Genomic DNA, 24,252 nt, shown 5'->3' on the forward strand with positions numbered 1-24,252 from the left:
CCTGGCACGTCCGCCGGCCCTGCGCTGCGGCCGACGGGCCCCGGTCCGCGTCGGGCAGAATCGGTCGCATGGGCTTGCACAACCACCGACTGGTCCTTTTGCGCCACGGGGAAACCGCGTGGTCCAAGTCCGGCCAGCACACGGGCCGGACCGATCTCGAACTCACCGAGAATGGCCGGGAGCAGGCCGAGCTCGCCGGGCGGGTGGTGGCCCAACTCAAGCTGACCGACCCGGTCGTGCTCAGCAGCCCACGGCAACGCGCCGTCACCACGGCCAAGTTGGCCGGGCTGTCGATCGACGAGGTGACCCCGCTGCTCGCCGAATGGGACTACGGGGCCTACGAGGGACTGACGACCCCGCAGATCCACGAATCGGTACCCGATTGGCTGGTCTGGACGCACGGATGCCCCGACGGGGAGAGCGTGGCGCAGGTCAGCGAACGCGCCGATCGGGCCATCGCGTTGGCGTTGGGGCACATGACCTCGCGCGACGTGGTGTTCGTGGGCCACAGCCACTTTTCGCGTTCGGTGATCACCCGCTGGCTCGAACTGCCGCTCGTCGAGGGCAGCCGCTTCTGGATGGTCGCCGGTTCGATCGCCGTGTGCGGGTTCGAGCATGGCGTGCGGCAGCTCGCCGCGCTCGGGCTGACCGGTCGCGCGCAGGCGCTCGCACACGGGTGAGCGCCACCGAGCCGCCGTTCGCGCTGTGCGGGCCGCGGGGGGCGCTGGTCGCCGACGGGGTGCGCGACCGATTCTGCGACGTGCGCGCGGCTCGAGCGGCGCTGCGCTCCGGGTCGGTGCCGATAGTGTTGGGCGCGTTGCCTTTCGACACGGATAAGCCCGCCGCGTTGCTGGCGCCGGGCAGCGTCGCGCGCACCGAGGGTCGCCCCGACTGGCCGACGGGCCCGCTGCCGGCGGTGCACGTCGCCGCCGCCGTCCCGCCGCCCGCCGACTACCGCGACCGGGTCAGCCGCGCACGCGAGCGGCTCCGCGCACCGGGCGGCTCACTACGCAAGGTGGTGCTGGCCCGCGCGTTGCGGCTGGCCGCGGACGCTCCCCTGGATGCGCGGGTCGTGCTGAGCCGACTGCTCGCCGCGGACCCGGCCGCCTACGGCTATCTCGTCGACCTGAGCGCCGCCGGTGGCGACTACCGCGGCGTCGTCCTGGTGGGCGCCACCCCCGAACTCCTGGTCGCCCGGTCCGGGGACCGCGTCGTGTGCCAGCCGTTCGCCGGTTCGGCCCCCCGCGACGCCGACCCCGAACGCGACGCCGCCAACGGCGCCACCCTGGCCGGCTCGGCCAAGAACCGCCACGAGCACCAGCTGGTGATCGACGCCATCCGGGCGGTTTTGGAGCCACTGTGCGATGACCTGACGATCGCGCCCGAACCCCACCTGAGCCGCACCGCGGCGGTGTGGCACCTGTGCACGCCGATCAGCGGCCGGCTTCGCGACAAGTCCACGACCGCAATCGATCTGGCATTGGCGCTGCATCCCACCCCGGCGGTCGGCGGCGTCCCGACCAAGGCCGCGACCGAGCTCATCGCGGAGCTGGAAGGGGACCGCGGGTTCTATGCCGGGGCGGTCGGGTGGTGCGACGCGCGCGGCGACGGCACCTGGGTGGTGTCCATCCGCTGTGCGCAGCTCTCGGCCGACCGGCGTACCGCGCTGGCGCGGGCCGGCGGCGGCATCGTCGCCGAGTCCGATCCCGACGACGAACTCGACGAGACCACAACGAAATTCGCGACGATACTCACGGCTCTGGGAGTGCGCACGTGACCACGGCGGTGTCGCGCGGCTGCACCTGTCGGCGCTGGCGCGCGAATGCCTCGACAACGGCTACTCGCGGCTCGCGTGGGCGGCGCTCACCGGAAACTCCGGCGCCATCGCCCTGTACGACTGGGTCGGCGGGCAGGGCAAGCCGCGACGCGACCCGACCGCCTACCTGTTGTCCGGCTCCCGATTGGCCGAACTGGCCGGCCCGCGCTGATCGCCCCCGGCGGCCCAGCGCACGCCGGCGGGGCTGAACAGCAGCGCCAGCACGCCCAGCGTCACCACCCCCGCCGGGATCCCGAAGGCCGGCCGATGCGAACCAACCGCGAGGTACCACGACACGGGGAGCAGCAGCAGCTGCGTGACCACCGCGAGCCCGCGGGCCCAGCGTCTGCCGAGGGTCAGCGCACGCCCGCCGGCCAGCACCACGCCGCCGACCAGGACGAACCACACTGCGGTCCCGAGCCCGTTGACCAGGCGCTGGTCGGCGCCCGCGATTCCCCGGACCACCAGCACCGCGGCCACCACCAGCCCGACCGCGCCCTGGGCGGCGACGACCATGCCCGCCGCCCGCACCACGGCCGGCGTCACCTGCCTGCTGGGGAGTGCCACGGCGCCAGCGTAGTCACCGGCCACCGCACTCGCCCGCGCCGCTCCGCGGCCGGGAGGCTCCTCCCCCTCCTCCTCGGGCCGTATCACGGCCCGCATCGTCGCCGCGCCCGGCCACATCGCCCGCCTCCTCCTCGGGCCGTATCACGGCCCGCATCGTCGCCGGGCCCGGTCACATCGCCCGCCTCCTCCTCGGGCCGTATCACGGCCCGCATCGTCGCCGGAACTAAGCTCAGTCGTCATGCGCGCCGTGCTGATCGTCAACCCCACAGCAACGTCCACCACACCCGCCGGCCGCGACCTGCTGACGCACGCACTCAAGAGCCGCCTGCAGCTCACCGTCGAGCACACCAACCACCGCGGCCACGGCACCGAGCTCGCGCAGGCGGCCGCGAAAGACGGCGTCGACCTGGTCGTGGTGCACGGCGGCGACGGCACGGTCAGCGGCGTCGTCAACGGCCTGCTCGGAAGCCCCGGGGCGACACCACCGTGGCACGTGCCCGCGGTCGCGGTGGTCCCCGGCGGCTCGGCCAACGTGCTGGCCCGGTCGCTGGGCATTTCCCGCGACCCGGTCGCGGCCACCAACCAGCTCATCCAGCTGCTCGACGACTACCGCCTTCACCAGAGGTGGCGCCGCATCGGGCTGATCGACTGCGGCGAGCGCTGGGCCGTGTTAAACACCGGCATGGGCGTCGACGCGGAGGTGGTCGCGGCGGTGGAGGCCGAACGCAACAAGGGCGGCGCGGTGACGCCGTGGCGCTACGTTCGCGCCGCGGTCCCGGCCGTGTGGGGCTACACGCGCCGCGAACCGATGCTGACACTGGAATTGCCCGCCCGCGCCCCGCTCACCGGGGTGAGCTTCGTCTTCGTGTCGAATTCGAGCCCGTGGACCTTCGCCAACGAGCGGCCGGTGTGGACCAATCCGGGATGCAGCTTCGAGTCGGGACTCGGGGTGTTCGCCCCCACCAGCCTGAAGCTGATCCCCACCCTGCGCATCGTCCGGCAAATGCTCGCCAAGCGGCCCAAGTTCGAGTTGAAGAACCTCATCACCGAGGACGACGTCGCCTCCCTGCGGGTCACCTCGACGGGGGGCCCGGTTGCCTGCCAGTTCGACGGGGACTACCTCGGCACCCGCGAAACCATGACTTTCCGGGCGGTTCCCGACGCACTGTCGGTCGTGGCACCTCCGACCAAGAACCAGCCTGAACTGCGGTAACAGGGCACCAGGGAAGTACGGGAAAAAATTCTCGGGAGCGTAGCGGCTCAGTGTAGTACAACGGAGTAAGGGCTTGACTAAGAGTTCGCCAAAGTGAGATAGCCCACGAGCGAACGCACGCTATTGACTTCTGTTGAGCCTGTGAAACGATCAAAAGGTTGCATGCAGAAATTTACGTAGGGGTACGGAGCCGTTTTCTTCTGCACGCTTAACAGCCGGAGAAAATACCGTGCGTCTTGCTGCGCACTCAGTGAGGAGTTACAACGAATGGATTGGCGCCACAAGGCGGTCTGTCGTGACGAGGACCCGGAGCTGTTCTTCCCGGTAGGGAACAGTGGCCCGGCGCTCGCGCAGATCGCTGACGCGAAACTGATCTGCAACCGGTGCCCGGTGACGACCGAGTGCCTCGCCTGGGCCCTGAACACCGGTCAGGACTCGGCGTATGGGGTGGGATGAGCGAAGACGAACGACGCGCCCTGAAGCGTCGCAGCGCTCGGACGAAGGCCCGTAGCGGAGTTTGACACAGTTTCATACAACAGTGCGGCCCCCACGATTGTCGGGGCCGCACTGTTGTATGCGGCTACAGCAGCAGCCGGGCCCGACGACCGATCGGCACCCGTAGCACCACATCGGTGCCATGCCCGGCCGCGTCCCGCATGCCGAGCGTGCCGTCCAGTTCCGCCGATACCAGCGTCCGCACGATCTGCAGGCCAAGACTGTCGGACTTCTCCAGGCTGAACCCTTCGGGAAGTCCGCGCCCGTCGTCGTGCACCACCACGTCCAGCCAGCGCGCGGAGCGTTCGGCCCGGATCGTCACCGAACCCTCCTGGGCCGCGGGATCGAACGCGTGCTCGATCGCGTTCTGCACGAGTTCGGTGATCACCATGATCAGTGCCGTGGCGCGGTCGGAGTCGAGCACCCCGAGGTCACCGACTCGGTTGATCCGGATCGGCCGGTCCACCGACGCCACGTCGTTCATGATCGGCAGGATCCTGTCGATGACCTCGTCGAGGTTGACCTGCTCGTCCACCGACATCGACAACGCGTCGTGGACCAGCGCGATCGAGGAGACGCGCCGCACCGACTCCATCAGCGCCTCCCGCCCCTCGGCGTTGACCGTCCGGCGGGCCTGCAGCCGCAGCAGCGCCGCCACGGTCTGCAAGTTGTTCTTGACCCGGTGGTGGATCTCGCGGATCGTGGCGTCCTTGGATATCAGGGCGCGGTCGCGGCGCTTCACCTCGGTGACGTCGCGGATCAGCACCGCGGCCCCCTTGCTGGCGCCGTCGACGACGAGCGGCAGCGTCCGCAACAGCACCGTGGCGCCGCCGGCGTCGACCTCCATCCGCATGCTCAGCCCGCCGGCCACCAGGTCGTGAATGTGCTCGGCCACCTCCTGGGCCTCGAAAGGGTCCGAGATCAGCGGCCGTGTCACCTCGATCAGGTTGCAGCCCTCCAGCTTGGTCGTCAGCCCCATCCGGTGATAGGCCGACAGGGCGTTGGGGCTGGCGTAGACGACGAGACCGTCGACGTCGAGTCGGATGAAGCCGTCGCCCGCCCGCGGCGTCGAGCGGGACATGGCCACGTCGCCGACGTCGGGAAAGGTGCCCTCGGCCAGCATCTGCACCAGGCTCGTCGCGCATTCCCGGTAGGCGGTCTCGAGACGGCCGGATTTGCGGCGGGTGGCCAACGCGTTCTGGTGCTGCGTGAGCACCGCCACCACCTGGCCGCCATACCGCACCGGGGACGCCTCGACGTGGGGTCCCAGCAGCTGCCAGGACGTCTTCGGATCCCCGTCGTGGTTCCGGACGGTCGCGCCGGAGGCGAAGCTCTCGGCCACCAACGGCAGCTGCCCGGCGTCGACGACGCTCGCCACCTCGTCGGCGTGCATGACCGTGGGCGCGGTGTTCGGCCGGCATTGCGCGACGCACACCAGCATCCCGTCGTCGCGGCGGACCCACATCAGGTAGTCGGCGAACGACAGGTCGGCGAGCAGCTGCCACTCCCCCACGACCGCGTGCAGGTGGTCCACCGCGTTGCCGGGCAGCATCGTGTGCTCGGCGAGCAGGTCACCGAGGGTCGACATTGACAACTCCCGAGCCGTCCCGGCGGTTGATGCGCGGACCCAACGGCTAGCTGATGACGGCGATGAGGTCACCGGCCTGGATGACGTCGCCCACCGAGACACTCACCTTGCTGACCGTGCCGTCGACCTCGGCCAGGACGGGAATCTCCATCTTCATCGACTCCAGCAGCACGACGATGTCGCCCTTGCCGATCTGGTCACCCTCGTTGACGACGACTTCAAGCACGCTGGCCACGATTTCGGCGCGAACATCCTCCGCCATCTCCACCTCATTCGTTCCGGCCGTCGGCGCACGCTGGCTGCCGACCCAGCAAGCTTCTGTCGCAAGCTCATGTATATCGAACCACAACGCCGCCGGGGACCTCGGCGCGCGGGCTGTTGGTCACGCATCCACGCGGCGTGAGAGACTGTGGGGCGACACGACGGGCGCCGGACGCCCGGTTTTCGACCAAATTCGGAGGTTACGACGATGGCCAAGCGTGGCCGCAAGAAGCGCGACCGCAAGTACAGCAAGGCCAATCACGGCAAGCGGCCCAACACCTGAGCGTCCCGCGCGCCGGTAGCGCTACTGCATGTCCCGGATGATGGTGGTGCGGCGGATCTCCAGCCGAAGCCGCTCCCGCAGGGTGTCCGGGGCCTTCTCGCCTTGACATTTGGAGGCGATCAGCGCCTTGATCCGCTCCTCGAGCCCGTAGTGCTGGAAGCATCCGGGGCACGCCTCCAGATGCTGGCGCAGCCTCGCGCGGGACTCCGGTGTGCACTCGCCGTCGAGCAGGGTCCACACCTCGGCGATCACCTCGGCGCAGCCGAGACCGCCGTGGGCATGGTCGTTGGGGCACGAGCCGTCCTGGCCCGACAACTCGCTCGACGAGCGCCGCTCGTCCTCATCGCTTCGCTCTGCATCGTCGCCGGCGCGCCTCATGACGACACCTCCTCGTGCGCCTGGTGACCTCGATTGAAGCCCCGCTCTTTGGCCACGTCGGCCAGCAGACCGCGCAGCTGACGTCTACCACGGTGCAGCCGTGACATGACGGTGCCGATCGGCGTGTCCATGATCTCGGCGATCTCTTTATAAGGGAAACCCTCGACGTCGGCGTAGTAGACCGCCATCCGGAATTCCTCCGGCAATGCCTGCAAGGCTTCCTTGATCTCGGTGTCGGGCAGCGATTCGAGGGCTTCGACCTCGGCCGAACGCAGCCCGGTGGAGGAATGCTCGGCGTTGGCCGCCAGCTGCCAGTCGGTGATCTCCTCGGTCGGGTACTCGGTCGGCTGTCGCTGCCTCTTGCGGTAGCTGTTGATGTAGGTGTTGGTCAGGATGCGATAGAGCCACGCCTTGAGGTTGGTTCCGGCCCGGAAGGAACGAAAGCCCGCATAGGCCTTCACCATCGTCTCCTGCAGGAGGTCTTCGGCGTCGGCCGGGTTGCGCGTCATGCGCAGCGCACCGCCGTAGAGCTGGTCCAGCAGGGGAATCGCATCGCGCTCGAACCGCGCGGTCAGTTCCTCGTCGGTCTCCGGTTCGGGCTCGGGAAGCTCCGAAGGCATCGCGCCGTCCCGGCCATCTTCGAAGTCGGCCATGTCGATTACCCCGGTCCCTTCTGCTGCGGTGTCGCCGGACGAGACCGGAAACGCGCCCGGACCCGCAAGAATGCGAGCCAACTGCCCGGCGCCCGGCGGGCTGCCCAACAGGCTCGTCGCCGTCGACACCAGACTGCTCCTCCCAATCTAAAGGCTGCCCCCGACAGTGTCTGCGGGTGCTCGCGCGCATCGGAAACCGGGTGGTGCAACAGCGCTGGCCGGAGCCGTATTCCGAGGCTCCATCGGCGCCGTCGCAGCCGGAGGTTAGTGTGACGCCATGTCTCTGAACGGCAAGACCATGTTCATCTCCGGCGCCAGTCGCGGTATCGGCCTCGCGATCGCCAAACGCGCCGCACAGGACGGCGCCAACATCGCCCTGGTGGCCAAGACCGCCGAACCGCACCCCAAGCTGCCGGGCACGGTCTACACCGCGGCCAAGGAACTCGAGGAGGCCGGCGGACAGGCGCTGCCGATCGTAGGGGACGTCCGGGACCCGGAATCCGTCGAATCCGCGGTGGCCAAGGCCGTCGAGCAGTTCGGCGGTATCGACATCTGCGTCAACAACGCGTCGGCGATCAACCTGGGGTCGGTCCTCGAGGTGCCCATGAAGCGGTTCGACCTGATGAACGGGATCCAGGTGCGCGGCACCTATGCGGTGTCACAGGCCTGCATCCCGCACATGAAGGGCCGCGAGAACCCCCACATCCTGACCCTGTCGCCGCCGGTGCTGCTGGAAAGCAAGTGGCTGAAACCCACCGCGTACATGATGGCCAAGTTCGGCATGACGCTGTGCGCACTCGGCATCGCCGAGGAGATGCGCGCCGACGGCATCGCGTCGAACACGTTGTGGCCGCGCACCCTGGTCGCCACCGCCGCGGTGCAGAACCTGCTCGGCGGCGACGAGGCGATGGGCCGTGCCCGCAAGCCCGAGGTGTACTCCGACGCGGCCTACGTCATCCTCAACAAGCCCGCCCGCGAGTACACCGGCAAGTCGCTGCTGTGCGAGGACGTGCTGGTCGAGTCCGGTGTCACGGACCTGTCGGTGTACGACTGCGTGCCGGGGTCGGAACTCGGCCTGGACTTCTGGGTCGACGGCGTCAACCCGCCGGGATACTCGGGTCCCTAGAGGGGTTTTTGGCGTGGCCCGCGCCGCCACTCCAGGCATCGCCGCGCTGGTCGCGGCGGGGGTGCCGCACGAGATCGTCCACTTCGAGGCCGTCGGCGACCTGTCGGAGTCGAGCGACGTCGCCGCCGAACAGGTCTTCAAGACGTTGATCATCGCGCTGCCCGGCGGATTGGCCGTCGCGGTGCTGCCGGTGCCGCGGCAGCTGTCGCTCAAGGCCGCGGCGGGCGCGCTGGGCGCGCCCAAGGCCGCCATGGCCGAACCCGTTGTCGCACAACGGGTCACCGGTTACAAGGTCGGCGGTATCTCACCGTTCGGGCAGCGCCGGCGGCTGCGCGCCGTCGTCGACACCTCGGCGCTGCGCTGGGACCGGGTGCTGTGCAGTGCGGGCAGGCGCCATTGGGACGTCGCGGTGGCCCCCGCGGACCTGATCCGGCTGACGGGGGCGGTCACCGCCGACATCGCGGTTCAGTAGGTATAGAAGCCCTCCCCGGTCTTGACGCCGAGTTTTCCCGCGTCGACGTAGGCCCGCAACAGGTCTCGCGCGCGGGTGGCTAGGTACGGGAACTCCGCGGTGTAGTGGTTTTCGATGTCGAGGACGACGTCCAGGCCGACCTGGTCCATCATCTGGAAGGGCCCGACGGGCACGCGCCAGTTCTCCTTGAACATGCCGTCGACGTCCTCGGGCCGGGCCACGCCTTCGGCGACGACGGCCAGCGATTCGCGCTTGATGGCCGCCCAGATGCGATTGAAGATGAACCCGGTGGACTCCCGGCGCACCTCGAAGGGCCGAAACCCGTACTCGGGCAGCACCGTCAGCAGCGTGTCCAGCACACCGCGAGCGGTGTTGCCGTCGGACATCAACTCCACCGCGTTGATCCCGGGCGGCATGTAGAAGTGGGTGTTGCACAACCGCGTCTTGTCCCGCACCCCTTCGGCCATCAGGCGCGAGGGCAGCGACGACGAGTTGGTCCCGAAGATGGTGTCCGCCGGCGCGGCCCGGTCGATCTGGCCCCAGACGGCGATCTTGGTTTCGAGTTTCTCGGGGACGGATTCGACGGCGAGCCAGGGCGTGTCATTCCATCTGTGTAAGTCCGGGGTGGTCCATCATCGGACCGCCGTTGGGCGGACAGAAGGAGTGTTTTGTGACCAAGACCATGCAGATGCCGGCTGAGGAGACGACCGCGGCGCGGCGGCTGGCCGAGATGTTCACCGAAGAGACGCTGGACTCGTTGATTAAGGATGCGGTGAAGACCGGGACCCCGATCGACGGCGCGGACGGTTTGCTGAACCAGCTGACTAAGGCCGTGCTGGAGCGGGCGCTGAATGCGGAGCTAACCCACCATCTGGGCTATGAGGCCGGCGATCCGGCCGGACGCGGATCGGGAAATTCGCGCAACGGCACCACGCCGAAAACGGTGACCACCGTCAACGGCCCGGTGCAGATCGATGCGCCGCGTGATCGCAACGGCTCGTTTGAGCCGGCGATTGTGCCGAAGAAGACCCGCCGGCTCAACAACATCAATTCGGTGGTGTTGTCGCTGTATTCACGGGGAATGACCACCCGCGATATCGAAGCCCACCTGCAGGAGGTCTATGGGGCGTCGGTGTCGCGGGAGTTGATCTCCAATATCACCGAGGTGGTGGTCGATGAGATCAAGGCCTGGCAGGCCCGCCCGCTCGATGAGGTCTACCCGATCCTCTACATCGATGGGCTGCGGCTGCGGATCGGCGACAACGGGGTCATCACCACCAAGGTCGCCTATTTGGCCATTGGCGTGGATCTGGAGGGCCGCAAACACGCCTTGGGCTGCTGGATCCAGGACTCCGAGGGGGCGAAGTTCTGGCAGAAGGTCGTCATCGACCTGCGCAACCGCGGGGTGCGCGACATCCTCATCGCCTGCTGCGACGGGCTGACCGGTCTGCCTGATGCGATCCGCTCGATCTATCCCGATACCGTGGTGCAGACCTGCGTCGTGCACGTCATTAGGAATGCGATGCGCTTCGTGTCTTATAAGGACCGCAAGAAGGTCGCCACCGCGATGCGGGCGATCTACAGTGCGCCGACCGTCGATGGAGCCGAACTCGCACTCAAGGAGTTCGACCAGCAATTCGGCGCCCAATATCCGGGTGCAATTGACGTGTGGCACAACGCCTGGGGGGAATTCGTTCCGTTCCTGGACTATCCGGTGGAGTTGCGCAAGATCGTCTACACCACCAATGCGATCGAGTCGATCAACTTCCAGTTGCGCAAGATCACCAAGAACCGTGGTCATTTCACGGACAAGGACGCCGCGATGAAGTTGCTGTACCTCGGGCTGCGCAACATCTCCAGCGAGAGAGGAGGCTATTCGGGTACTGGAACGCACAACTGGACTGTGGCGCTCAACACACTCGCCAGACTATTCCCTGGGCGAATCCCATTGTGCTAGAATACAACTCGTAGTCAAATCACCTCTGACTTACACAGAAATCGTGACAGGCTCGCGAGCCAGGCGTCGTCCAATGCCGCCTCCAGCGAGTCCGCGGCCGTCGCGGTACCTGGTTCGCCGAAGCCTCTGTCCACCAACAACTTCGGGAGATTTTCCGCCACGTATTGCGTCGCGGAGGCGAGCTGCTCGGCGCGGCGGGCGTGTATCCGCACGGTTCCCCCGCGGCCGGCGAACATCAGCGCGATGCGACGACCGAGGGTCCCCGCGCCGATCACCGCGACCGGGCGGTTTTTGACGTCGTCGAATGCGTAGGGATAGGAGCCAGTCACCCACGCATGCTATTGCCAGCGCCCGCTGCACCGTTGCCGGACTTCAAATAACTTGTGTCACTGTGGTTTCTGTGGTCACATTCCGGGGTTTGTTGTCGGTGGGTGCGCATAGTTTGACGGTGTGAGTGTTGACCGGGAGGAGCTCAGGGCGGCGTTCGACGCCCTGGATGCCAGTGTGGACACGCTGCTGGGGTTCGACTGCGAGGCGTTGAGCACCCCGGAGTTGCTGGCCTGGCTGGGGCGGGTGGAAACGGTGCGCCGGCGCCTGCCCGCCCTCGAGCATGCGGTGATCAACACCCTGGCCCATCAGGCCAGCGCGGAGGAGTTGGGCGGCAAGCTCTCCCACGCGATCGCCGAGGCCACCTCGATCTCGCGCCCCCAGGCCGCCCGCCGGGTCCGCGAGGCCGCCGACCTAGGCGAGCGACACGGGCTGACCGGCCAACCCCTGCCCCCGGTGTTGGCCGAGACCGCGTTGCGTCAGCGCCAGGGCACGCTCGGACCCGAGCACGTCGCGGTGATCCGCCGCTTCTGCCGCCAGCTGCCCGGCTGGGTCGACCAACCCACCCGCGAACGCGCCGAAGCCGACCTGGCCCGCCACGGCACCCGAATCCGCCCCGAACAACTCAGCGGGCTCGCCGAGCAACTCGACAACGCCCTCAACCCCGACGGCAACTACACCGACGAGGACCGGGCCCGGCGGCGCGGGCTGATCCTGGGCGCCCAGGGCCCCGACAAAATGTCACACCTGAGCGGCTGGATCACCCCCGAACTGCGCGCCACGATCGAAGCCCTGTGGGCCAAACTCGCCGCCCCGGGCATGTGCAACCCCCTCGACGAGCACCCCTGCATCGACGGCACCCCCACCCAGGACGCCATCGACAAAGATGCCCGCGGGCCCGCCCAACGCCAGCACGACGGCCTGCTCGCCGCACTCCGCGCGATCCTGGCCTCCGGGAAGCTGGGCCAACACAACGGGCTTCCGGCCGCCATCATCGCCACCACCACCCTGGCCGAACTCGAAGCCGCCGCCGGATGCGCCCTGACCGGCGGGGGCACCATCTTGCCCATGAGCGATGTCATCCGCCTGGCCCGCCACGCCCATCACTACCTGGTGATCTTCGACAAAGGCAAAACCCTGGCCCTCTACCACACCAAACGCCTGGCCTCCCCCGCGCAAAGAATCGTGCTCTACGCCAAAGACCGCGGCTGCTCAGCCCCCGGCTGCACCGTGGGCGGCTACTACAGCGAAGTCCACCACGTCACCGACTGGGCCACCTGTCGATGCACCGACATCGACGACCTCACCTTCGCCTGCGGCCCCCACCACCGCCTCCTACAACCCCGCGGCTGGACCACCCGCAAAAACACCAACGGCGACACCGAATGGATCCCACCCCCACACCTCGACCGCGGCCAACCCCGAAAAAACACCTACTGGCACCCCGAAAAACTGCTACGCGCAGACGAAGACGATGACGCGGCATAGCGGCAGCGTTGCGTGCCTACAGCAGTTTCATCTGCTCGGGCTGCGACTCGACCGGGTCGAGCAGTTGCGGTCCGTTGTTGCGGACGTTGTTGACCAGCATCGACACCTCGCGCATGCAAATGCCGTGGACGTCGGGCGTCCGTGCGAGCAGGTCTTCGTCGGCCGGGGCGTCCGGGTCCAGCCAGCGGTCCCAATCGCGTTCGGGCACCACCAGCGGCATCCGGTCGTGAATCTCGCCGAGTTCTTCGGGCGCGTCGGTGGTGATGATCGTGCAGCTCAGCAACGGCGGCGCGTCGTCGGCCGACTTCCAGACCGACCACAGCCCCGCCATGAACAGTGGCTCCCCGTCGGAGCGGTACATGTAGAAGGGCGTCTTGCGCGACTTCTGGCCCGCCTTCGGGTCGTTGACCCGCCACTCGTAGTAGCCGTCCATCGGGATGAGGCAGCGCTTGCTCTTGGCGCTCGACCGAAACGCCGGCGAGGTGGTGATCTTGTCGGCGCGGGCGTTGATCAGCATCGGACCCTTGGCCTGCGGCGCCCCGTCGGGACCGGGTTTGACCCACGGCGGCACCAAACCCCAGCGCATCGATCGCACGCGGCGGGTCGGCTCGTCGTCGGGTTCGCTGTGCCGTGTGACGACGGTGGCGATGCTGGTCGTGGGCGCCACGTTGTAGTTGGGCGCCGCAGCCCCCGCCGTCGTCGTGACCTCATCGATCGCCTTGATCTTCTGGGCCAGCAGTGCCGGATCCGTCGTGACCGCAAACCGTCCGCACATGACTCCCATGGTGGCAGAACCGACGACAGGCGATGATGGACCGGTGAGCACCCAGCCGTGGCCCGCCCCCCACGCGACCGCACCCGTGCATGCGACCGTGACCGTCCCGGGATCGAAGTCGCAGACCAACAGGGCGCTGGTGCTGGCAGCGCTGGCGGCCGCGCAGCATCAGGGCTCCTCGACGATCAGCGGGGCGCTGCGCAGCCGCGACACCGACCTGATGATCGGGGCCCTGCGCACCCTCGGCCTGCGCGTCGACGGGACCGGGTCCGAACTGACGGTGAGCGGCAAGGTCGCCCCGGGGCCCGGCGCGCGGGTCGACTGCGGCCTGGCGGGCACGGTGTTGCGTTTCGTCCCGCCGCTGGCCGCGCTGGCCGATGAGGTGGTCGAGTTCGACGGCGACGAGCAGGCCCGCACCCGGCCCATCGCACCGCTGCTCGACGCGCTGCGCGGGCTGGGCGTCCGGATCGAAGGCAGCGGGCTTCCGTTCCGGGTCCACGGCGGCGGAGGCGTCGCCGGGGGCACCGTGGCCATCGACGCGTCGGCGTCGTCGCAGTTCGTGTCCGGCCTGCTGTTGTGCGCGGCATCCTTCCGCGAGGGCCTGACCGTGCAACACACGGGTTCGACGCTGCCGTCGGCCCCCCACATCGCGATGACCGTGGAGATGCTGCGGCAGACCGGGGTGGACGTCGACGACTCCATTCCCGATCGCTGGCGGGTGCGGCCCGGCGCGGTGACGGCCCGGCGCTGGGAGGTCGAGCCGGACCTGACCAACGCGGTCGCGTTCCTGGCGGCGGCGGTGGTCACCGCCGGAACGGTGCGCATCACCGGCTGGCCCGCGGCCAGCGTGCAACCGGCCGACCACCTCCTGAAAGTGTTGGGTGCACTCGATACCGTTGTCACCCAATCGGATTCAGTGCTGGAGGTGCGTGGTTCGGCGGACTATCCCGGTTTTGACGTCGACCTGCGCGCCGTCGGCGAGCTGACGCCGACGGTGGCGGCACTCGCGGCGCTGGCCGCGCCGGGATCGGTGTCGCGCCTCTCCGGCATCGCGCATCTGCGGGGCCACGAGACCGATCGGCTCGCCGCGCTGCGCACCGAGATCAACCGCCTGGGCGGCGATTGCGCCGAGAGACCCGACGGGCTGGTGATCACCGCGACGCCGCTGCACGCCGGTACCTGGCGCGCGTATGCCGACCACCGGATGGCGATGGCCGGTGCGATCGTCGGGTTGCGGGTGCCCGGGGTCGAGGTGGACGACATCGGCGCCACCACCAAGACGCTGCCGGAGTTTCCGCAGCTGTGGGCGCGCATGCTGGAGCCCGGCGACGATGCGGGCCGCGGTGGCGGCCCGAGGAGGAGTCGGGCAATCGGGGAAGAGCCCGGCGTTTGAGGCGCGGCGATCTCGACGAGTCCGACGTCAAGGTCCGCTCCGGAAGGGGATCGCGACCGCGAACCAAGACCCGTCCGGAGCACGCCGACGCCGAATCCGCCATGGTGGTCAGCGTCGACCGCGGCCGCTGGGGGTGCGTGTTGGGCGGCGACCCCGCTCGCCGGGTCACCGCGATGCGGGCCCGCGAGCTGGGCCGCACTCCGATCGTCGTCGGCGACGACGTCGACCTGGTCGGCGACCTGTCGGGGCGGCCGGACACCCTGGCCCGCATCGTGCGCCGCGGGGAACGCCGAACGGTGTTGCGGCGCACCGCCGATGACACCGACCCCAGCGAGCGGGTGGTGGTCGCCAACGCCGACCAGCTGCTGATCGTCGTGGCGATGGCCGACCCGCCGCCGCGCACCGGCCTGGTCGACCGCACGCTGATCGCCGCCTACGCCGGCGGGCTGAAGCCGATCCTGTGCCTGACCAAGACCGACCTCGCCCCGCCGGAGCCGTTCGCCGACCAGTTCGTCGACCTCGAGCTGACGGTGGTCGTCGCGGGCCGCGACGACCCGCTGCTCGCGGTGGCGGACCTGCTCGCCGGCAAGATCACCGTGCTCCTGGGGCATTCCGGGGTCGGCAAGTCCACGCTGGTGAACCGCCTGGTGCCCGAAGCGGCGCGGGCCGTCGGTGAGGTGACCGAGATCGGCAGGGGCAGGCACACTTCCACCCAATCACTGGCGCTGCCCCTGCAGGGTTCCGGCTGGGTGATCGACACCCCGGGCATCCGCTCGTTCGGGCTGGCCCACATCGAGCCCGACGACGTGCTGATGGCCTTCGCGGACCTCGCCGACGCGATCGGCGACTGCCCGCGCGGCTGCGGGCACATGGGGCCGCCCGCCGACCCCGAATGCGCGCTCGACGCGCTGACCGGGCCGGCCGTACGCCGCGTGGCCGCGGCGCGCCGGCTGCTGGCGGCGCTCCATCAGGCCTGACGGCCCGCCGAGGGTGCGTGTCTGCACGGCGACAGGCCGGACGGGCCGTACATGTGCGCACCCTCGCGGTCACTCGGACCGGGCCGGCCGCAACGCGCCCGGCGCGCCGTCGGGGACCGCGGGGTTGACCGGTGCGACGGGCGCGACGCGCACGTAGGGCGAACCCAACGGCGGCCGCGGATCGGGCTCGCCCTTGTTCGGCCACAGTGCGGCGGCGCGCTCGGCCAGTGCGGTGATCGTGAGCGACGGGTTGACGCCCAGGTTCGCGGTGATCGTGGACCCGTCGATCACGTGCAGCCCGGGGTGCCCGTGCATGCGGTGGTAGGGGTCCACGACGCCGTCGGCCGCGGTCTCGCCGATCACGCAACCGCCGATGAAGTGACCTGTCATCGGGATGTCCGCCAGGTCGGCCCAGGCGCCGCCGGGGATGCCGTCCATGTACTCGGCCGCACGCCGGGCCACCTCGTGGCCCAACGGAATCCACGTCGGGTTCGGCTCGCCCACGCCCTGCCGCGTCACCACGCGCCGCCCGAACGGCCCGCGCCGCGTATAGGTGGTCAGGGAGTTGTCGTGGGTCTGCATCACCAGCAGCGGGATGGTCTGTTCCGACCAGTTCCTCGGGTTGAGCAGGCGGGTCAGGTCACGGCGTTGGCGCACAAGCTCTTTCATCCCACTTCGCCAACGCCTGCCGCCATCCAGCCCGTCGACCAGGACGGTGCCGAGCAACCCCATCAGATTGGAGTCGTGGCCGTAGCGGCACGGCTCCACATGGGTGTGGCCGTCCGGGTGGATCGACGACGTGATCGCCACGCCCTCGGAGTAGTCGACGTCGTCGCCGCGCGCCCGCACCGCGAGGATCGCCTCGGAGTTGGTGCGCGAGAGCTCCCCGAGCCGGGGCGAGACGTGCGGCAGGCTGCCGCGGTCGCGCAGCCGGTGCAGCAGCCGCTGGGTGCCCAGGGCGGCGGCCGAGAACACCACCTGCTGCGCGGTGAACGTGACGCGTCGCCGGCGCAGCTTGGCGTCGGTGCGGCGGGCGAGGACGTCGTACCCGCCGTCGTGACGCGGCCGCACGTCGACGACTGTGGTCAGCGGATGCACTGTCGCACCGATCTTTTCGGCCAGATAGAGGTAATTCTTGACCAGCGTGTTCTTGGCGTTGTGCCGGCACCCCGTCATGCATTCGCCGCAGTGCAGGCACGCCTTGCGGTCCGGGCCGGCCCCGCCGAAGTACGGGTCACCGACCGCGGCGCCCGGCGCGGCCTGGTCGCCGTCCGTGCCGCCGAAACACACGCCAACCGGGGTGGCGTGAAACGAGTCGGCGATGCCGAGGTCGGTGGCGACCTGCAGCATCACCTTGTCCGAGGGCGTCATCCGCGGATAGGTCGCGACGCCGAGCATCCGCTTGGCCTGGTCGTAGGCGGGCGCGAGTTCGGCGCGCCAGTCGGTGATGCCGCTCCAGCGGGGGTCGGCGTAGAAGGGGTCGCGGGGCTCGTACAACGTGTTCGCGTACACCAGTGAGCCGCCGCCCACCCCGGCGCCGCTGAGCACCACGGCGTCGGAGAGCAGGTCGATCCGCTGGATTCCGTAGCAGCCGACGGAGGGCTTGAACAGGTAATCGCGCACATGCCAGCTGTTCTTGGCGAAGTCTTCGTCGCGGAAACGCCGGCCCGCCTCCAATACGCCGACCCGGTAACCCTTTTCGCTCAGCCGCAGCGCCGTGACGCTGCCGCCGAATCCCGAGCCGATCACGAGGACGTCGTAGTCGAACGACGCCCGGGTCACGCACCGACCTCCTGGGTGGCGGAGGCGGGGAGGACTTCGTCGAAGTCCGCGAAGCTCACGGTCTGGGTGCGGCGCTGGTACTCCCGGACCAGGCCCGGCCAGTTGGTGGTGACGCGTCCGGAGGCGGCGCGGTACCAGGACTCGCACGCGGTCCACACGCCGGCATCCAGGCGGGACTGCACCTCGGCGTCGTAGGCCTGCTCCACGGCGGGCCGCACCTCGAACGCGCCGGCCATGCCGCTGTGGGCCAGCCTCTCGACGATCTGGCGGATGTAGCGGGCCTGGTGCTCCATCATGAGGATGATGGAGCTGCTGCCGAGGTTGGTGTTCGGGCCGTAGATCAAGAACATGTTCGGGAAGCCCGGCACCGCCATCCCCAGGTGGGCGCGCGCCCCCTCGGCCCACTGCGAGTGCAGGTCGCGCCCGTGGCGACCGGTGATCGTCATCGGGGCGAGGAATTCGGTGGCCTTGAACCCGGTGCCGTAGACGATGACGTCCACCTCGTGCAACCGGCCGTCGGCGGTGCGCACGCCGGTGGCCGTCACCTCGGTGATCGCGGCGGTCTCGACGTCGACGTTGTCGCACGCCAGCGCCGGATACCAGTCGCTGCTGAACAGCACGCGCTTGCAGCCGATCGGGTAGTCGGGGGTGAGCTTGGCCCGCAGCACCGGATCCTTGATGTGGCGTTGCAGGTTCGCCGCCGCGACGATGCCGATCAACCGGGCGAGCGGGGCGACCCGGGTCAGCGCGAGCCCGAAGAACTCCGAGATCTCCCAGATCAGCTGCCGCATCGCGGCGGCGAAACCGGGCACATTGCGGAACGCGGCGCGGTGCACGCCGGTGTAGGCGCGGTCCGGCTTCGGCACGACGTAGGGCGCGGAGCGCTGAAACACCGTGACGTACGCGGCGACCCGGCGAATGCGCGGCACGAACTGGATCGCCGACGCGCCGGTGCCCAGCACCGCGACGCGCTTGCCGGTCAGGTCGACGTCGTGGCGCCACTCGGCCGAATGGAAGGACGGCCCCGCGAAGGCGTCGAGACCGGGGATCTGCGGCAGGGCCGGCCGCGACAGCTGGCCCACCGCGGGCACGAGCACCTCGGCCTCGAGCACCTCCCCGGACGAGGTCGTCACCCGCCACGTGGCGGTGCCGTCGTCGTAGCTGGCCGCGGTGACCTCGACCCCCGTGCGCACCAGGTCACGCAGACCGAACCGGTCGGCGGTGTCACGGATGTAGCCGAGGATGTCGGGCTGCTCGGCGTAGCGGCGACCCCAGTCCGTCTTGCGGGAGAACGAGTAGGAGTACAGGTTCGACGGCACGTCGCAGGCGGCGCCGGGATAGGTGTTCGCCCGCCAGACGCCGCCGATGTCCCCGGCTTTCTCCAGCACCGTCACGTCGGCGAGCCCGTCCTTGGACAACTCGTAGGCCGCGGCGAGGCCACCGAAGCCGGCGCCGATCACCAGGGCGCGGGGACGACGAAGAGGCATACCTCACAAAATAGGAGCACGCGGGGCCGATCGCCCAGGCGATTGCGGCCGCAAATCGATGATTCCGGCCACGGGGGCCGGGTTCGATGCGCGCCCCGGTTCAGACGGCCAGCGAGCGCGCGCGGGGCGCCACTTTCCGCTGATAGCGCGCGGGTGTTGTGCCCGTCCACCGCTTGAACGCGGCGATGAAGCTGGTCGCCTCGGCGTAGCCCAGCCGCAACGCGACGTCGTCCACCGAGAGTGCACCCGTGGCCAACAGCTCCTCCGCGAGCACCCGGTGGACCTCCTCGGCCAGGTCCCTGAAAGTCGTGTTCTCCTCGGCGAGACGCCGCCGCAGCGTGCGCTCACTCATCGCCAGCTGCCGGGCGACGCCGGAGATCGTGTGCGGTTTGCCGTCGATCGACGCCAGCCGTTCGCGTACCCGGCGGGCCACCCCGGTCCGCGTTCGACGGCGTTCCAGCAGCGCGTCGCACTGCTGTTCACACATTGCCACGCTGATCTCACTGGCCTGGGGTAGCCGGTCGTCGAGCAGCGCGGCCGGCCAGGAGGCCACCGTGACCGGCGAGTGGTATCGCGGCGTCACGCCGAACACCTGGCGGGCCGCCGCATCGCCCGACGCCGGCGCCGGACCCGCGAACTCGACCGACGCGAACGGGACGGTCCTACCCAGCGCTTCGGCCATCACGCGGGCGATCGCCGCCAGGTCACGCCGGGTGAGGAACTCCGCGACCGGGCCGGTCAGGTCGGGCAGGTCGAGCCGCAACGCCGCCAGCGGGCCGTCCACCGTGACGCTGGGCAGGCAGAATCCGTAACTGAGCTCGTAGAACCGGGCCGCGAACCGGACGGCGTCGCCCAGCGTCGAGCTGGTCAGGCAGGCGAAGCCGAAGATGCCCAACGATCCCACGTGATAGCCACTGCCCACGCGCACTCCCAGGTTCGCCGGGTCCCCCAGCCGGTCCACCAGGTTCGTCGCGACCGCCAACTCCTGGCGTCCGGTGATCATCCGCTGGTGGTCGCGCAGGTCCGCTTCGCACAGGCCTGACCCGTCGAGCACCTCCGCGGCCGCCAGCCCGTTCTCGCGACCGAACTCGGTCATCAACGCGGCGCTGGCCGTGTTCCGCGGGAAGTCCCAGTGCGAGACCTGTTGTCCGGCGAAGACCTTCACGAATCCCAGTATGGCCGGACGTTTCCCGCGGCCAGGTCAGGCGGCGGACGCGTCGTCGACGCGGCTGGCCGCCTCCGCGGCGGTGCGCTTACCGCGCCGCCATCCCCGCACGGTGGCGATGGCGGTCTTGAGCCCGCGTCGGCGCCCGGTAGCCGGATCGGTGCCGGCGAAGCCGGGCTCCAGTTCGGCGAACATCCGCTCGCTGCGGGTCTCCGGCGCGTCGTCGGCGCTGTCGCGCAGGTACTTGTCGGGCAGCGACAGCTTGGCCAGCGTGCGCCACGTCTTGGCGTACTGCACCAGGAACGGTCCCGTGGTGTAGGGCAGGTCGTACTTGTCGCACAGCTCGCGCACCCGCACGCCGATCTCCGCGTACCGGTTGCTAGGCAGGTCGGGGAAGAGATGGTGCTCGATCTGGTGGCACAAATTGCCGCTCATGAACCGCAGCGCAGGCCCGGCGTCGAAGTTGGCGCTGCCCAGCATCTGGCGCAGGTACCACTGGCCCTGGGTTTCGCCGATCATGTCGGTGGTGGTGAACTTCTCGGCGCCGTCGGGGAAATGGCCGCAGAAGATGACCGCGTTGGCCCACACGTTGCGGATCACGTTGGCCAGCGCGTTGGCCTTCAGCGTCGACCGGTAGGTTGCCCCGGGCGACAGCGCGGTCAGCGCCGGGAAGGCGACATAGTCCTTGAGCACCTGACGGCCGGCCTTGGCCAGGAACTCGTCGACCCGCTCCCGGGCCTCTTTGTGGTCCATCCGGCGCTTGGCGATCTTGCCGAGCTCCACGTGCTGTAGGCCGACGCCCCACTCGAACAGCAGGGCCAGCATCGTGTTGTAGACCAGGTTGAAGACGTTGAAACGCTTCCAGCGCTGGTCGCGGGTGACGCGCAGCAACCCGTAGCCGACGTCGTCGTCCATCCCGAGGATGTTGGTGAACTTGTGGTGCACGAAGTTGTGGGTGTAGCGCCAGTGCTTGGAGGACCCGCTCATGTCCCACTCCCACGTCGAGGAGTGGATCTCCGGGTCGTTCATCCAGTCCCACTGGCCATGCATGACGTTGTGGCCGATCTCCATGTTCTCGACGATCTTGGCCACGCCCAGCGTCACGGTGCCCGCCCACCAGGCCGAACGGCGCGAACTGGCCGCCAGCAGCAGCCGCCCGGCCACCTCGAGGGCGCGCTGAGCGGCGATCGTGCGGTGGATGTAGCGTGCGTCGCGCTCGCCGCGTGAGTCTTCGATGTCCCGGCGGATGGAGTCGAGCTCGACCGCCAGGCTTTCGACGTCGGCATCGGTCAGATGCGCGAATACGTCGACGTCGGTAATCGCCATCGTCAGCTCCTGTGGTTGATCGGGTGGTTGGCCGCAGTGGCCCTTCACCTACGTTATCGTAACCTACGAAGCCGTAGGTTACCTGTGAGTAGCTCTCAGATGTCGACCACACAATCGCCGGAGGCCGCCGACACGCAGGTCTGGATGCGGCTGCCGGGATCGTGCTCGCGGCCGGTTCGCAGGTCGCGCACGTGGCCGTCCACCAAGCTCACCACACACGACTGGCAGATGCCCATCCGGCAGCCGTAGGGCATCTGCACGCCGGCGCCCTCCCCCGCCTCCATCACCGACGTCGCGGCATCCGCGGCGACGGCGCGCCCGCTGCGCGCGAACGTGACCGTTCCCCCCGCCCCGGCCGGCGCCGCCTTGGCCACCGCGAACCGCTCCAGATGCAACCGGTCGCCGATGCCGGCCGCCGACCACACCTTCTCGGCCTGGGTGAGCATCCCCTCGGGGCCGCAGGCCCACGTCTGGCGTTCGCGCCAGTCCGGCACCTCCTGGTCGAGCCCGGCCAGGTCCAGCCGCCCCTGGAAGCGGGTCTCGCGCACCCGCAACCGGTAGCCCGCCCGGCCGGCGGCCAGCGCAGCCAACTCGGCACCGAACATCACCTCGGCTTCGGTGGGGGCCGAATGCAGATGTACGACATCCCCGATCTGGTTGCGGCGCACCAGCGTTCGCAACATAGACATCACCGGCGTGATCCCGGACCCGGCGGTGAGGAACAGGATCGAGCGCGGCGCCGGATCGGGCAGGACGAAGTTGCCCTGCGGGGCGGCCAGTCGCACGATGGTGCCCGGCGCGACACCGGCGACCAGATGGGTGGACAGGAATCCCTCGGGCATCGCCTTCACGGTGATCGTGACCGTGCGCGACGAGGAATGCCCGGCCGGGCTCGACGTCAGCGAATACGACCGCCAACGCCAGCGCCCGTCGACCCGCACGCCGATCCCGATGTACTGGCCCGGCTGGTAGTCGAAGCTGAAGCCCCAGCCCGGTTTGATCACCAGCGTCGCGGAATCCTCCGTTTCGCGGCGCACCTCGAGGATGCGGCCCCGCAGTTCGCGCGCGGACCACAGCGGGTTGGCCAGGCGCAGGTAGTCGTCGGGCAGCAGCGGCGTCGTGATGCGGGCCGCCATCGTCCGCAGCGCGTGCCAGGCGGGGTGCCGGTCGGCGCCCGCGACGGTCGGTCGCGTGGTCTCGACGACGTTTGCGGTGACCGGGGGGAAGTACTTCTTGCTCATCGCAGGCTCCTGTCCACGGGTCGCTCCACCAACCTACGGTACCGTAACTTACGGTCTCGTATACAGGGTGTGACGCGACCGGTCACAGCAGCTCGAGCAGGAACGGCAGCTCCTGGACGGCGTACCAGGCCAAGTCGTGGTCCTGCGCGTCCCCGACGGCCAGTTCGGCATCCTCGTCGCCGAGGTCCGCGGCGTCGATCGCCTCGATCGCCGTGACGACGTCCGGCTCGGCCTCGACGGTGTCGACGTAGGCGGCGATCACCCGGCCCATCGCGATCGGCGTACTGAGTTTGACGACGGCGTCGTCGAGATCGGGGCGGTATTCGGCCCCGGATTCGCCCACGTCGGCCTCGGCGGCCAGCACAGCGCGCCGCGGCGGCAGGTCCCCGGTCCCGGCGTCGCGCTCCGCCGCCAGCAGGCGCAGCGACGCCAGCGCCGCCTCGCGCAGCGCCACCTCGGCCAGTTCGTCGTCGTCGCCCTCGGCGTAGGCCTCGCGCAACGCCGGTGTCACCGCGAACGCGATGCCGCTGACCGGCGTCAGCTCCCCGTGCGCGACCAACTGCTGCAGCATCGCCAGCGTGGCCGGAATGTAGACGTGGGTCATCCGCCGGGCCGGTCCCCGATCAACGTTGCCGCGTAGTCCGCGACATATTTCGACAACTCGCGCGGCGGCCGCTGGTAGTTCTTGGGTTCCAGCGGGAGTTTCGGCAGCTTGATCTTGGGCCTTTCGGTGTCGTGGTATTCGATGGTGGACAGCAGATGGGCCATCATGTTGATCCGGGCGTGCTTCTTGATATCCGATTCCACGACGTACCACGGGCTGACCGGGGTGTCGGTGTGCACCATCATCTCGTCCTTGGCGCGCGAATAGTCCTCCCACCGATAGACCGACTCCAGGTCCATGGTGCTGAGTTTCCATTGCCGCACAGGGTCGTTCACGCGCGCCTTGAACCGGCGCAGCTGCTCGGCCTCGGACACCGAGAACCAGTACTTGCGCAGCAGGATCCCGTCTTCGACCAACATCTGCTCGAAGATCGGCGTCTGGCGTAGGAACAGCACATACTCCTGCGGCGTGCAGAATCCCATGACCTTCTCGATGCCGGCGCGGTTGTACCACGACCGGTCGAAGAGCACGATCTCCCCGTGGGCGGGCAGATGGGCGATGTAGCGCTGGTAGTACCACTGCCCGCGTTCCCGATCGGTCGGCACGGGCAGTGCGGCGATGCGCACCATCCGCGGGTTGAGATATTCGGTGATCCGTTTGATGGCACCGCCTTTGCCCGCCCCGTCGCGGCCCTCGAAGACGATGACCAGACGCGCCCCGGAATGGCGCACCCATTCCTGCATCTTCACGAGTTCGGTTTGCAGCCGGAATAATTCGGCCTCGTAGACGCCGTTGGAAATCTTGGGCTCGGCCGGCGCCGACTTCTTCTTCTTCGCCTTCGCATGGGTGCCGTCGCCGGTCGCGGTGCTCACAGCAAC

23 protein-coding genes and 4 pseudogenes are annotated in these 24,252 nt (G+C 69.0%); 12 read left to right on the forward strand and 15 right to left on the reverse strand.

What is annotated here, in order from left to right:
- Window positions 1-68: 68 nt before the first annotated feature.
- From AB8998_RS23500 to AB8998_RS23510, 3 genes and pseudogenes are all read left to right on the forward strand, one after another.
- Complete coding sequence (locus AB8998_RS23500) at window positions 69-680, forward strand: acid phosphatase (protein ID WP_369740051.1); 612 nt, start codon at window positions 69-71, stop codon at window positions 678-680.
- Window positions 677-1,777 (forward strand): isochorismate synthase, encoded by a 1,101-nt coding sequence (locus tag AB8998_RS23505; protein ID WP_369740052.1) that lies wholly within the window; start codon window positions 677-679, stop codon window positions 1,775-1,777. Before AB8998_RS23500 ends, AB8998_RS23505 begins: the two co-directional genes overlap by 4 nt.
- 7 nt (window positions 1,778-1,784) lie before the next feature.
- Window positions 1,785-1,988: pseudogene (locus AB8998_RS23510) on the forward strand (GNAT family N-acetyltransferase); the annotation flags it as partial.
- Here AB8998_RS23510 and AB8998_RS23515 read toward each other — a convergent pair.
- Complete coding sequence (locus AB8998_RS23515) at window positions 1,940-2,332, reverse strand: hypothetical protein (RefSeq protein WP_369741726.1); 393 nt, start codon at window positions 2,330-2,332, stop codon at window positions 1,940-1,942. The pseudogene AB8998_RS23510 and the gene AB8998_RS23515 overlap by 49 nt on opposite strands.
- A 289-nt stretch (window positions 2,333-2,621) precedes the next feature.
- Here AB8998_RS23515 and AB8998_RS23520 point away from each other — a divergent pair, with 289 nt between their 5' ends.
- On the forward strand, window positions 2,622-3,596 hold the full coding sequence (locus AB8998_RS23520; protein WP_369740053.1) for a diacylglycerol/lipid kinase family protein: 975 nt from the start codon (window positions 2,622-2,624) through the stop codon (window positions 3,594-3,596).
- 267 nt (window positions 3,597-3,863) lie between these two features.
- Window positions 3,864-4,117: pseudogene (gene whiB1 / locus AB8998_RS23525) on the forward strand (transcriptional regulator WhiB1).
- A gap of 59 nt (window positions 4,118-4,176) precedes the next feature.
- Here whiB1 and AB8998_RS23530 read toward each other — a convergent pair.
- A complete protein-coding gene (locus AB8998_RS23530; RefSeq protein ID WP_369740055.1) occupies window positions 4,177-5,679 on the reverse strand; it encodes a sensor histidine kinase in 1,503 nt (500 codons plus the stop codon).
- Between the two features lie 46 nt (window positions 5,680-5,725).
- Window positions 5,726-5,941 (reverse strand): biotin/lipoyl-binding carrier protein, encoded by a 216-nt coding sequence (locus AB8998_RS23535; protein ID WP_040622133.1) that lies wholly within the window; start codon window positions 5,939-5,941, stop codon window positions 5,726-5,728.
- A gap of 207 nt (window positions 5,942-6,148) precedes the next feature.
- Between AB8998_RS23535 and AB8998_RS23540 the strand changes: the two genes are divergently transcribed.
- A complete protein-coding gene (locus AB8998_RS23540; protein WP_369741727.1) occupies window positions 6,149-6,223 on the forward strand; it encodes a 50S ribosomal protein bL37 in 75 nt (24 codons plus the stop codon).
- 21 nt (window positions 6,224-6,244) lie between these two features.
- On the opposite strand, the gene rsrA is transcribed toward AB8998_RS23540, so the two are convergent.
- Together rsrA and AB8998_RS23550 are read right to left on the reverse strand one after the other, a co-directional pair.
- Window positions 6,245-6,601 carry a mycothiol system anti-sigma-R factor gene (gene rsrA / locus AB8998_RS23545; RefSeq protein WP_369740058.1) on the reverse strand — a complete coding sequence of 119 codons (357 nt, stop codon included), beginning with the start codon at window positions 6,599-6,601 and terminating at the stop codon, window positions 6,245-6,247.
- Window positions 6,598-7,254 carry a sigma-70 family RNA polymerase sigma factor gene (locus AB8998_RS23550; RefSeq protein WP_369741728.1) on the reverse strand — a complete coding sequence of 219 codons (657 nt, stop codon included), beginning with the start codon at window positions 7,252-7,254 and terminating at the stop codon, window positions 6,598-6,600. Before AB8998_RS23550 ends, rsrA begins: the two co-directional genes overlap by 4 nt.
- A 277-nt stretch (window positions 7,255-7,531) precedes the next feature.
- Between AB8998_RS23550 and AB8998_RS23555 the strand changes: the two genes are divergently transcribed.
- Both AB8998_RS23555 and AB8998_RS23560 read left to right on the forward strand, forming a co-directional pair.
- A complete protein-coding gene (locus tag AB8998_RS23555) occupies window positions 7,532-8,380 on the forward strand; it encodes an SDR family oxidoreductase (RefSeq protein ID WP_369740060.1) in 849 nt (282 codons plus the stop codon).
- A 13-nt stretch (window positions 8,381-8,393) separates the two neighbouring features.
- Window positions 8,394-8,852 (forward strand): YbaK/EbsC family protein, encoded by a 459-nt coding sequence (locus AB8998_RS23560; RefSeq protein ID WP_369740062.1) that lies wholly within the window; start codon window positions 8,394-8,396, stop codon window positions 8,850-8,852.
- Here the strand turns inward: AB8998_RS23560 and AB8998_RS23565 are convergent.
- Window positions 8,846-9,445, reverse strand: a pseudogene (locus tag AB8998_RS23565) (3-hydroxyacyl-CoA dehydrogenase family protein); the annotation flags it as partial. The gene AB8998_RS23560 and the pseudogene AB8998_RS23565 overlap by 7 nt on opposite strands.
- Window positions 9,446-9,573: 128 nt before the next feature.
- Between AB8998_RS23565 and AB8998_RS23570 the strand changes: the two are divergent.
- A complete protein-coding gene (locus AB8998_RS23570; RefSeq protein ID WP_369741377.1) occupies window positions 9,574-10,809 on the forward strand; it encodes an IS256 family transposase in 1,236 nt (411 codons plus the stop codon).
- Between the two features lie 56 nt (window positions 10,810-10,865).
- On the opposite strand, the pseudogene AB8998_RS23575 reads toward AB8998_RS23570, so the two are convergent.
- A pseudogene (locus tag AB8998_RS23575) lies at window positions 10,866-11,138 on the reverse strand (3-hydroxyacyl-CoA dehydrogenase NAD-binding domain-containing protein); the annotation flags it as partial.
- Window positions 11,139-11,259: 121 nt separating this feature from the next.
- Between AB8998_RS23575 and AB8998_RS23580 the strand changes: the two are divergent.
- Entirely contained in the window at window positions 11,260-12,624 is a 1,365-nt protein-coding gene (locus tag AB8998_RS23580) for an HNH endonuclease signature motif containing protein (protein WP_369740065.1), read from the forward strand.
- Between the two features lie 16 nt (window positions 12,625-12,640).
- On the opposite strand, the gene AB8998_RS23585 is transcribed toward AB8998_RS23580, so the two are convergent.
- On the reverse strand, window positions 12,641-13,399 hold the full coding sequence (locus AB8998_RS23585; RefSeq protein ID WP_369740067.1) for an SOS response-associated peptidase: 759 nt from the start codon (window positions 13,397-13,399) through the stop codon (window positions 12,641-12,643).
- A 43-nt stretch (window positions 13,400-13,442) separates the two neighbouring features.
- On the opposite strand from AB8998_RS23585, the gene aroA reads away from it, so the two are divergent.
- Both aroA and rsgA read left to right on the forward strand, forming a co-directional pair.
- A complete protein-coding gene (gene aroA, locus AB8998_RS23590) occupies window positions 13,443-14,792 on the forward strand; it encodes a 3-phosphoshikimate 1-carboxyvinyltransferase (protein WP_369740069.1) in 1,350 nt (449 codons plus the stop codon).
- The gene (gene rsgA, locus AB8998_RS23595) at window positions 14,789-15,769 is read left to right on the forward strand and encodes a ribosome small subunit-dependent GTPase A (RefSeq protein ID WP_369740071.1); all 981 of its coding nucleotides are present in this window, start codon (window positions 14,789-14,791) and stop codon (window positions 15,767-15,769) included. The genes aroA and rsgA overlap by 4 nt, the downstream gene beginning before the upstream one ends.
- A gap of 69 nt (window positions 15,770-15,838) precedes the next feature.
- Here the strand turns inward: rsgA and AB8998_RS23600 are convergent, their stop codons facing one another.
- From AB8998_RS23600 to ppk2, 7 genes are all read right to left on the reverse strand, one after another.
- The gene (locus AB8998_RS23600) at window positions 15,839-17,551 is read right to left on the reverse strand and encodes a GMC oxidoreductase (RefSeq protein ID WP_369740073.1); all 1,713 of its coding nucleotides are present in this window, start codon (window positions 17,549-17,551) and stop codon (window positions 15,839-15,841) included.
- Window positions 17,548-19,038: a flavin-containing monooxygenase gene (locus AB8998_RS23605; protein ID WP_369740074.1), complete on the reverse strand. Its 1,491-nt coding sequence runs from the start codon at window positions 19,036-19,038 to the stop codon at window positions 17,548-17,550. Before AB8998_RS23605 ends, AB8998_RS23600 begins: the two co-directional genes overlap by 4 nt.
- A gap of 100 nt (window positions 19,039-19,138) precedes the next feature.
- Window positions 19,139-20,203, reverse strand: coding sequence for an AraC family transcriptional regulator (locus AB8998_RS23610; protein WP_369740076.1), 1,065 nt, complete (start codon window positions 20,201-20,203; stop codon window positions 19,139-19,141).
- 36 nt (window positions 20,204-20,239) lie between these two features.
- Window positions 20,240-21,529 (reverse strand): fatty acid desaturase family protein, encoded by a 1,290-nt coding sequence (locus AB8998_RS23615; protein ID WP_369740078.1) that lies wholly within the window; start codon window positions 21,527-21,529, stop codon window positions 20,240-20,242.
- A gap of 95 nt (window positions 21,530-21,624) precedes the next feature.
- On the reverse strand, window positions 21,625-22,770 hold the full coding sequence (locus tag AB8998_RS23620; RefSeq protein ID WP_369740080.1) for a ferredoxin reductase: 1,146 nt from the start codon (window positions 22,768-22,770) through the stop codon (window positions 21,625-21,627).
- Window positions 22,771-22,852: 82 nt separating this feature from the next.
- Window positions 22,853-23,374 carry a DUF6912 family protein gene (locus AB8998_RS23625; protein WP_369740082.1) on the reverse strand — a complete coding sequence of 174 codons (522 nt, stop codon included), beginning with the start codon at window positions 23,372-23,374 and terminating at the stop codon, window positions 22,853-22,855.
- Window positions 23,371-24,246 (reverse strand): polyphosphate kinase 2, encoded by an 876-nt coding sequence (gene ppk2 / locus AB8998_RS23630; protein WP_369740084.1) that lies wholly within the window; start codon window positions 24,244-24,246, stop codon window positions 23,371-23,373. The genes AB8998_RS23625 and ppk2 overlap by 4 nt, the downstream gene beginning before the upstream one ends.
- Window positions 24,247-24,252 lie beyond the last annotated feature (6 nt).

Origin of the sequence: Mycobacterium sp. HUMS_12744610, assembly GCF_041206865.1 — a bacterium.
In the GTDB taxonomy this organism is placed as follows: domain Bacteria; phylum Actinomycetota; class Actinomycetes; order Mycobacteriales; family Mycobacteriaceae; genus Mycobacterium; species Mycobacterium servetii.

Coding starts and splice junctions, on each gene's coding strand:
- AB8998_RS23550 (WP_369741728.1), bottom strand. CDS start 7,254: ATGGCCGACTTCGAAGATGGCCGGGACGGCGCGATGCCTTCGGAGCTT.
- AB8998_RS23520 (WP_369740053.1), top strand. CDS start 2,622: ATGCGCGCCGTGCTGATCGTCAACCCCACAGCAACGTCCACCACACCC.
- AB8998_RS23625 (WP_369740082.1), bottom strand. CDS start 23,374: ATGACCCACGTCTACATTCCGGCCACGCTGGCGATGCTGCAGCAGTTG.
- AB8998_RS23535 (WP_040622133.1), bottom strand. CDS start 5,941: ATGGCGGAGGATGTTCGCGCCGAAATCGTGGCCAGCGTGCTTGAAGTC.
- AB8998_RS23555 (WP_369740060.1), top strand. CDS start 7,532: ATGTCTCTGAACGGCAAGACCATGTTCATCTCCGGCGCCAGTCGCGGT.
- AB8998_RS23515 (WP_369741726.1), bottom strand. CDS start 2,332: ATGGTCGTCGCCGCCCAGGGCGCGGTCGGGCTGGTGGTGGCCGCGGTG.
- AB8998_RS23620 (WP_369740080.1), bottom strand. CDS start 22,770: ATGAGCAAGAAGTACTTCCCCCCGGTCACCGCAAACGTCGTCGAGACC.
- AB8998_RS23615 (WP_369740078.1), bottom strand. CDS start 21,529: ATGGCGATTACCGACGTCGACGTATTCGCGCATCTGACCGATGCCGAC.
- rsrA (WP_369740058.1), bottom strand. CDS start 6,601: ATGAGGCGCGCCGGCGACGATGCAGAGCGAAGCGATGAGGACGAGCGG.
- AB8998_RS23530 (WP_369740055.1), bottom strand. CDS start 5,679: ATGTCGACCCTCGGTGACCTGCTCGCCGAGCACACGATGCTGCCCGGC.
- AB8998_RS23500 (WP_369740051.1), top strand. CDS start 69: ATGGGCTTGCACAACCACCGACTGGTCCTTTTGCGCCACGGGGAAACC.
- AB8998_RS23605 (WP_369740074.1), bottom strand. CDS start 19,038: ATGCCTCTTCGTCGTCCCCGCGCCCTGGTGATCGGCGCCGGCTTCGGT.
- AB8998_RS23585 (WP_369740067.1), bottom strand. CDS start 13,399: ATGTGCGGACGGTTTGCGGTCACGACGGATCCGGCACTGCTGGCCCAG.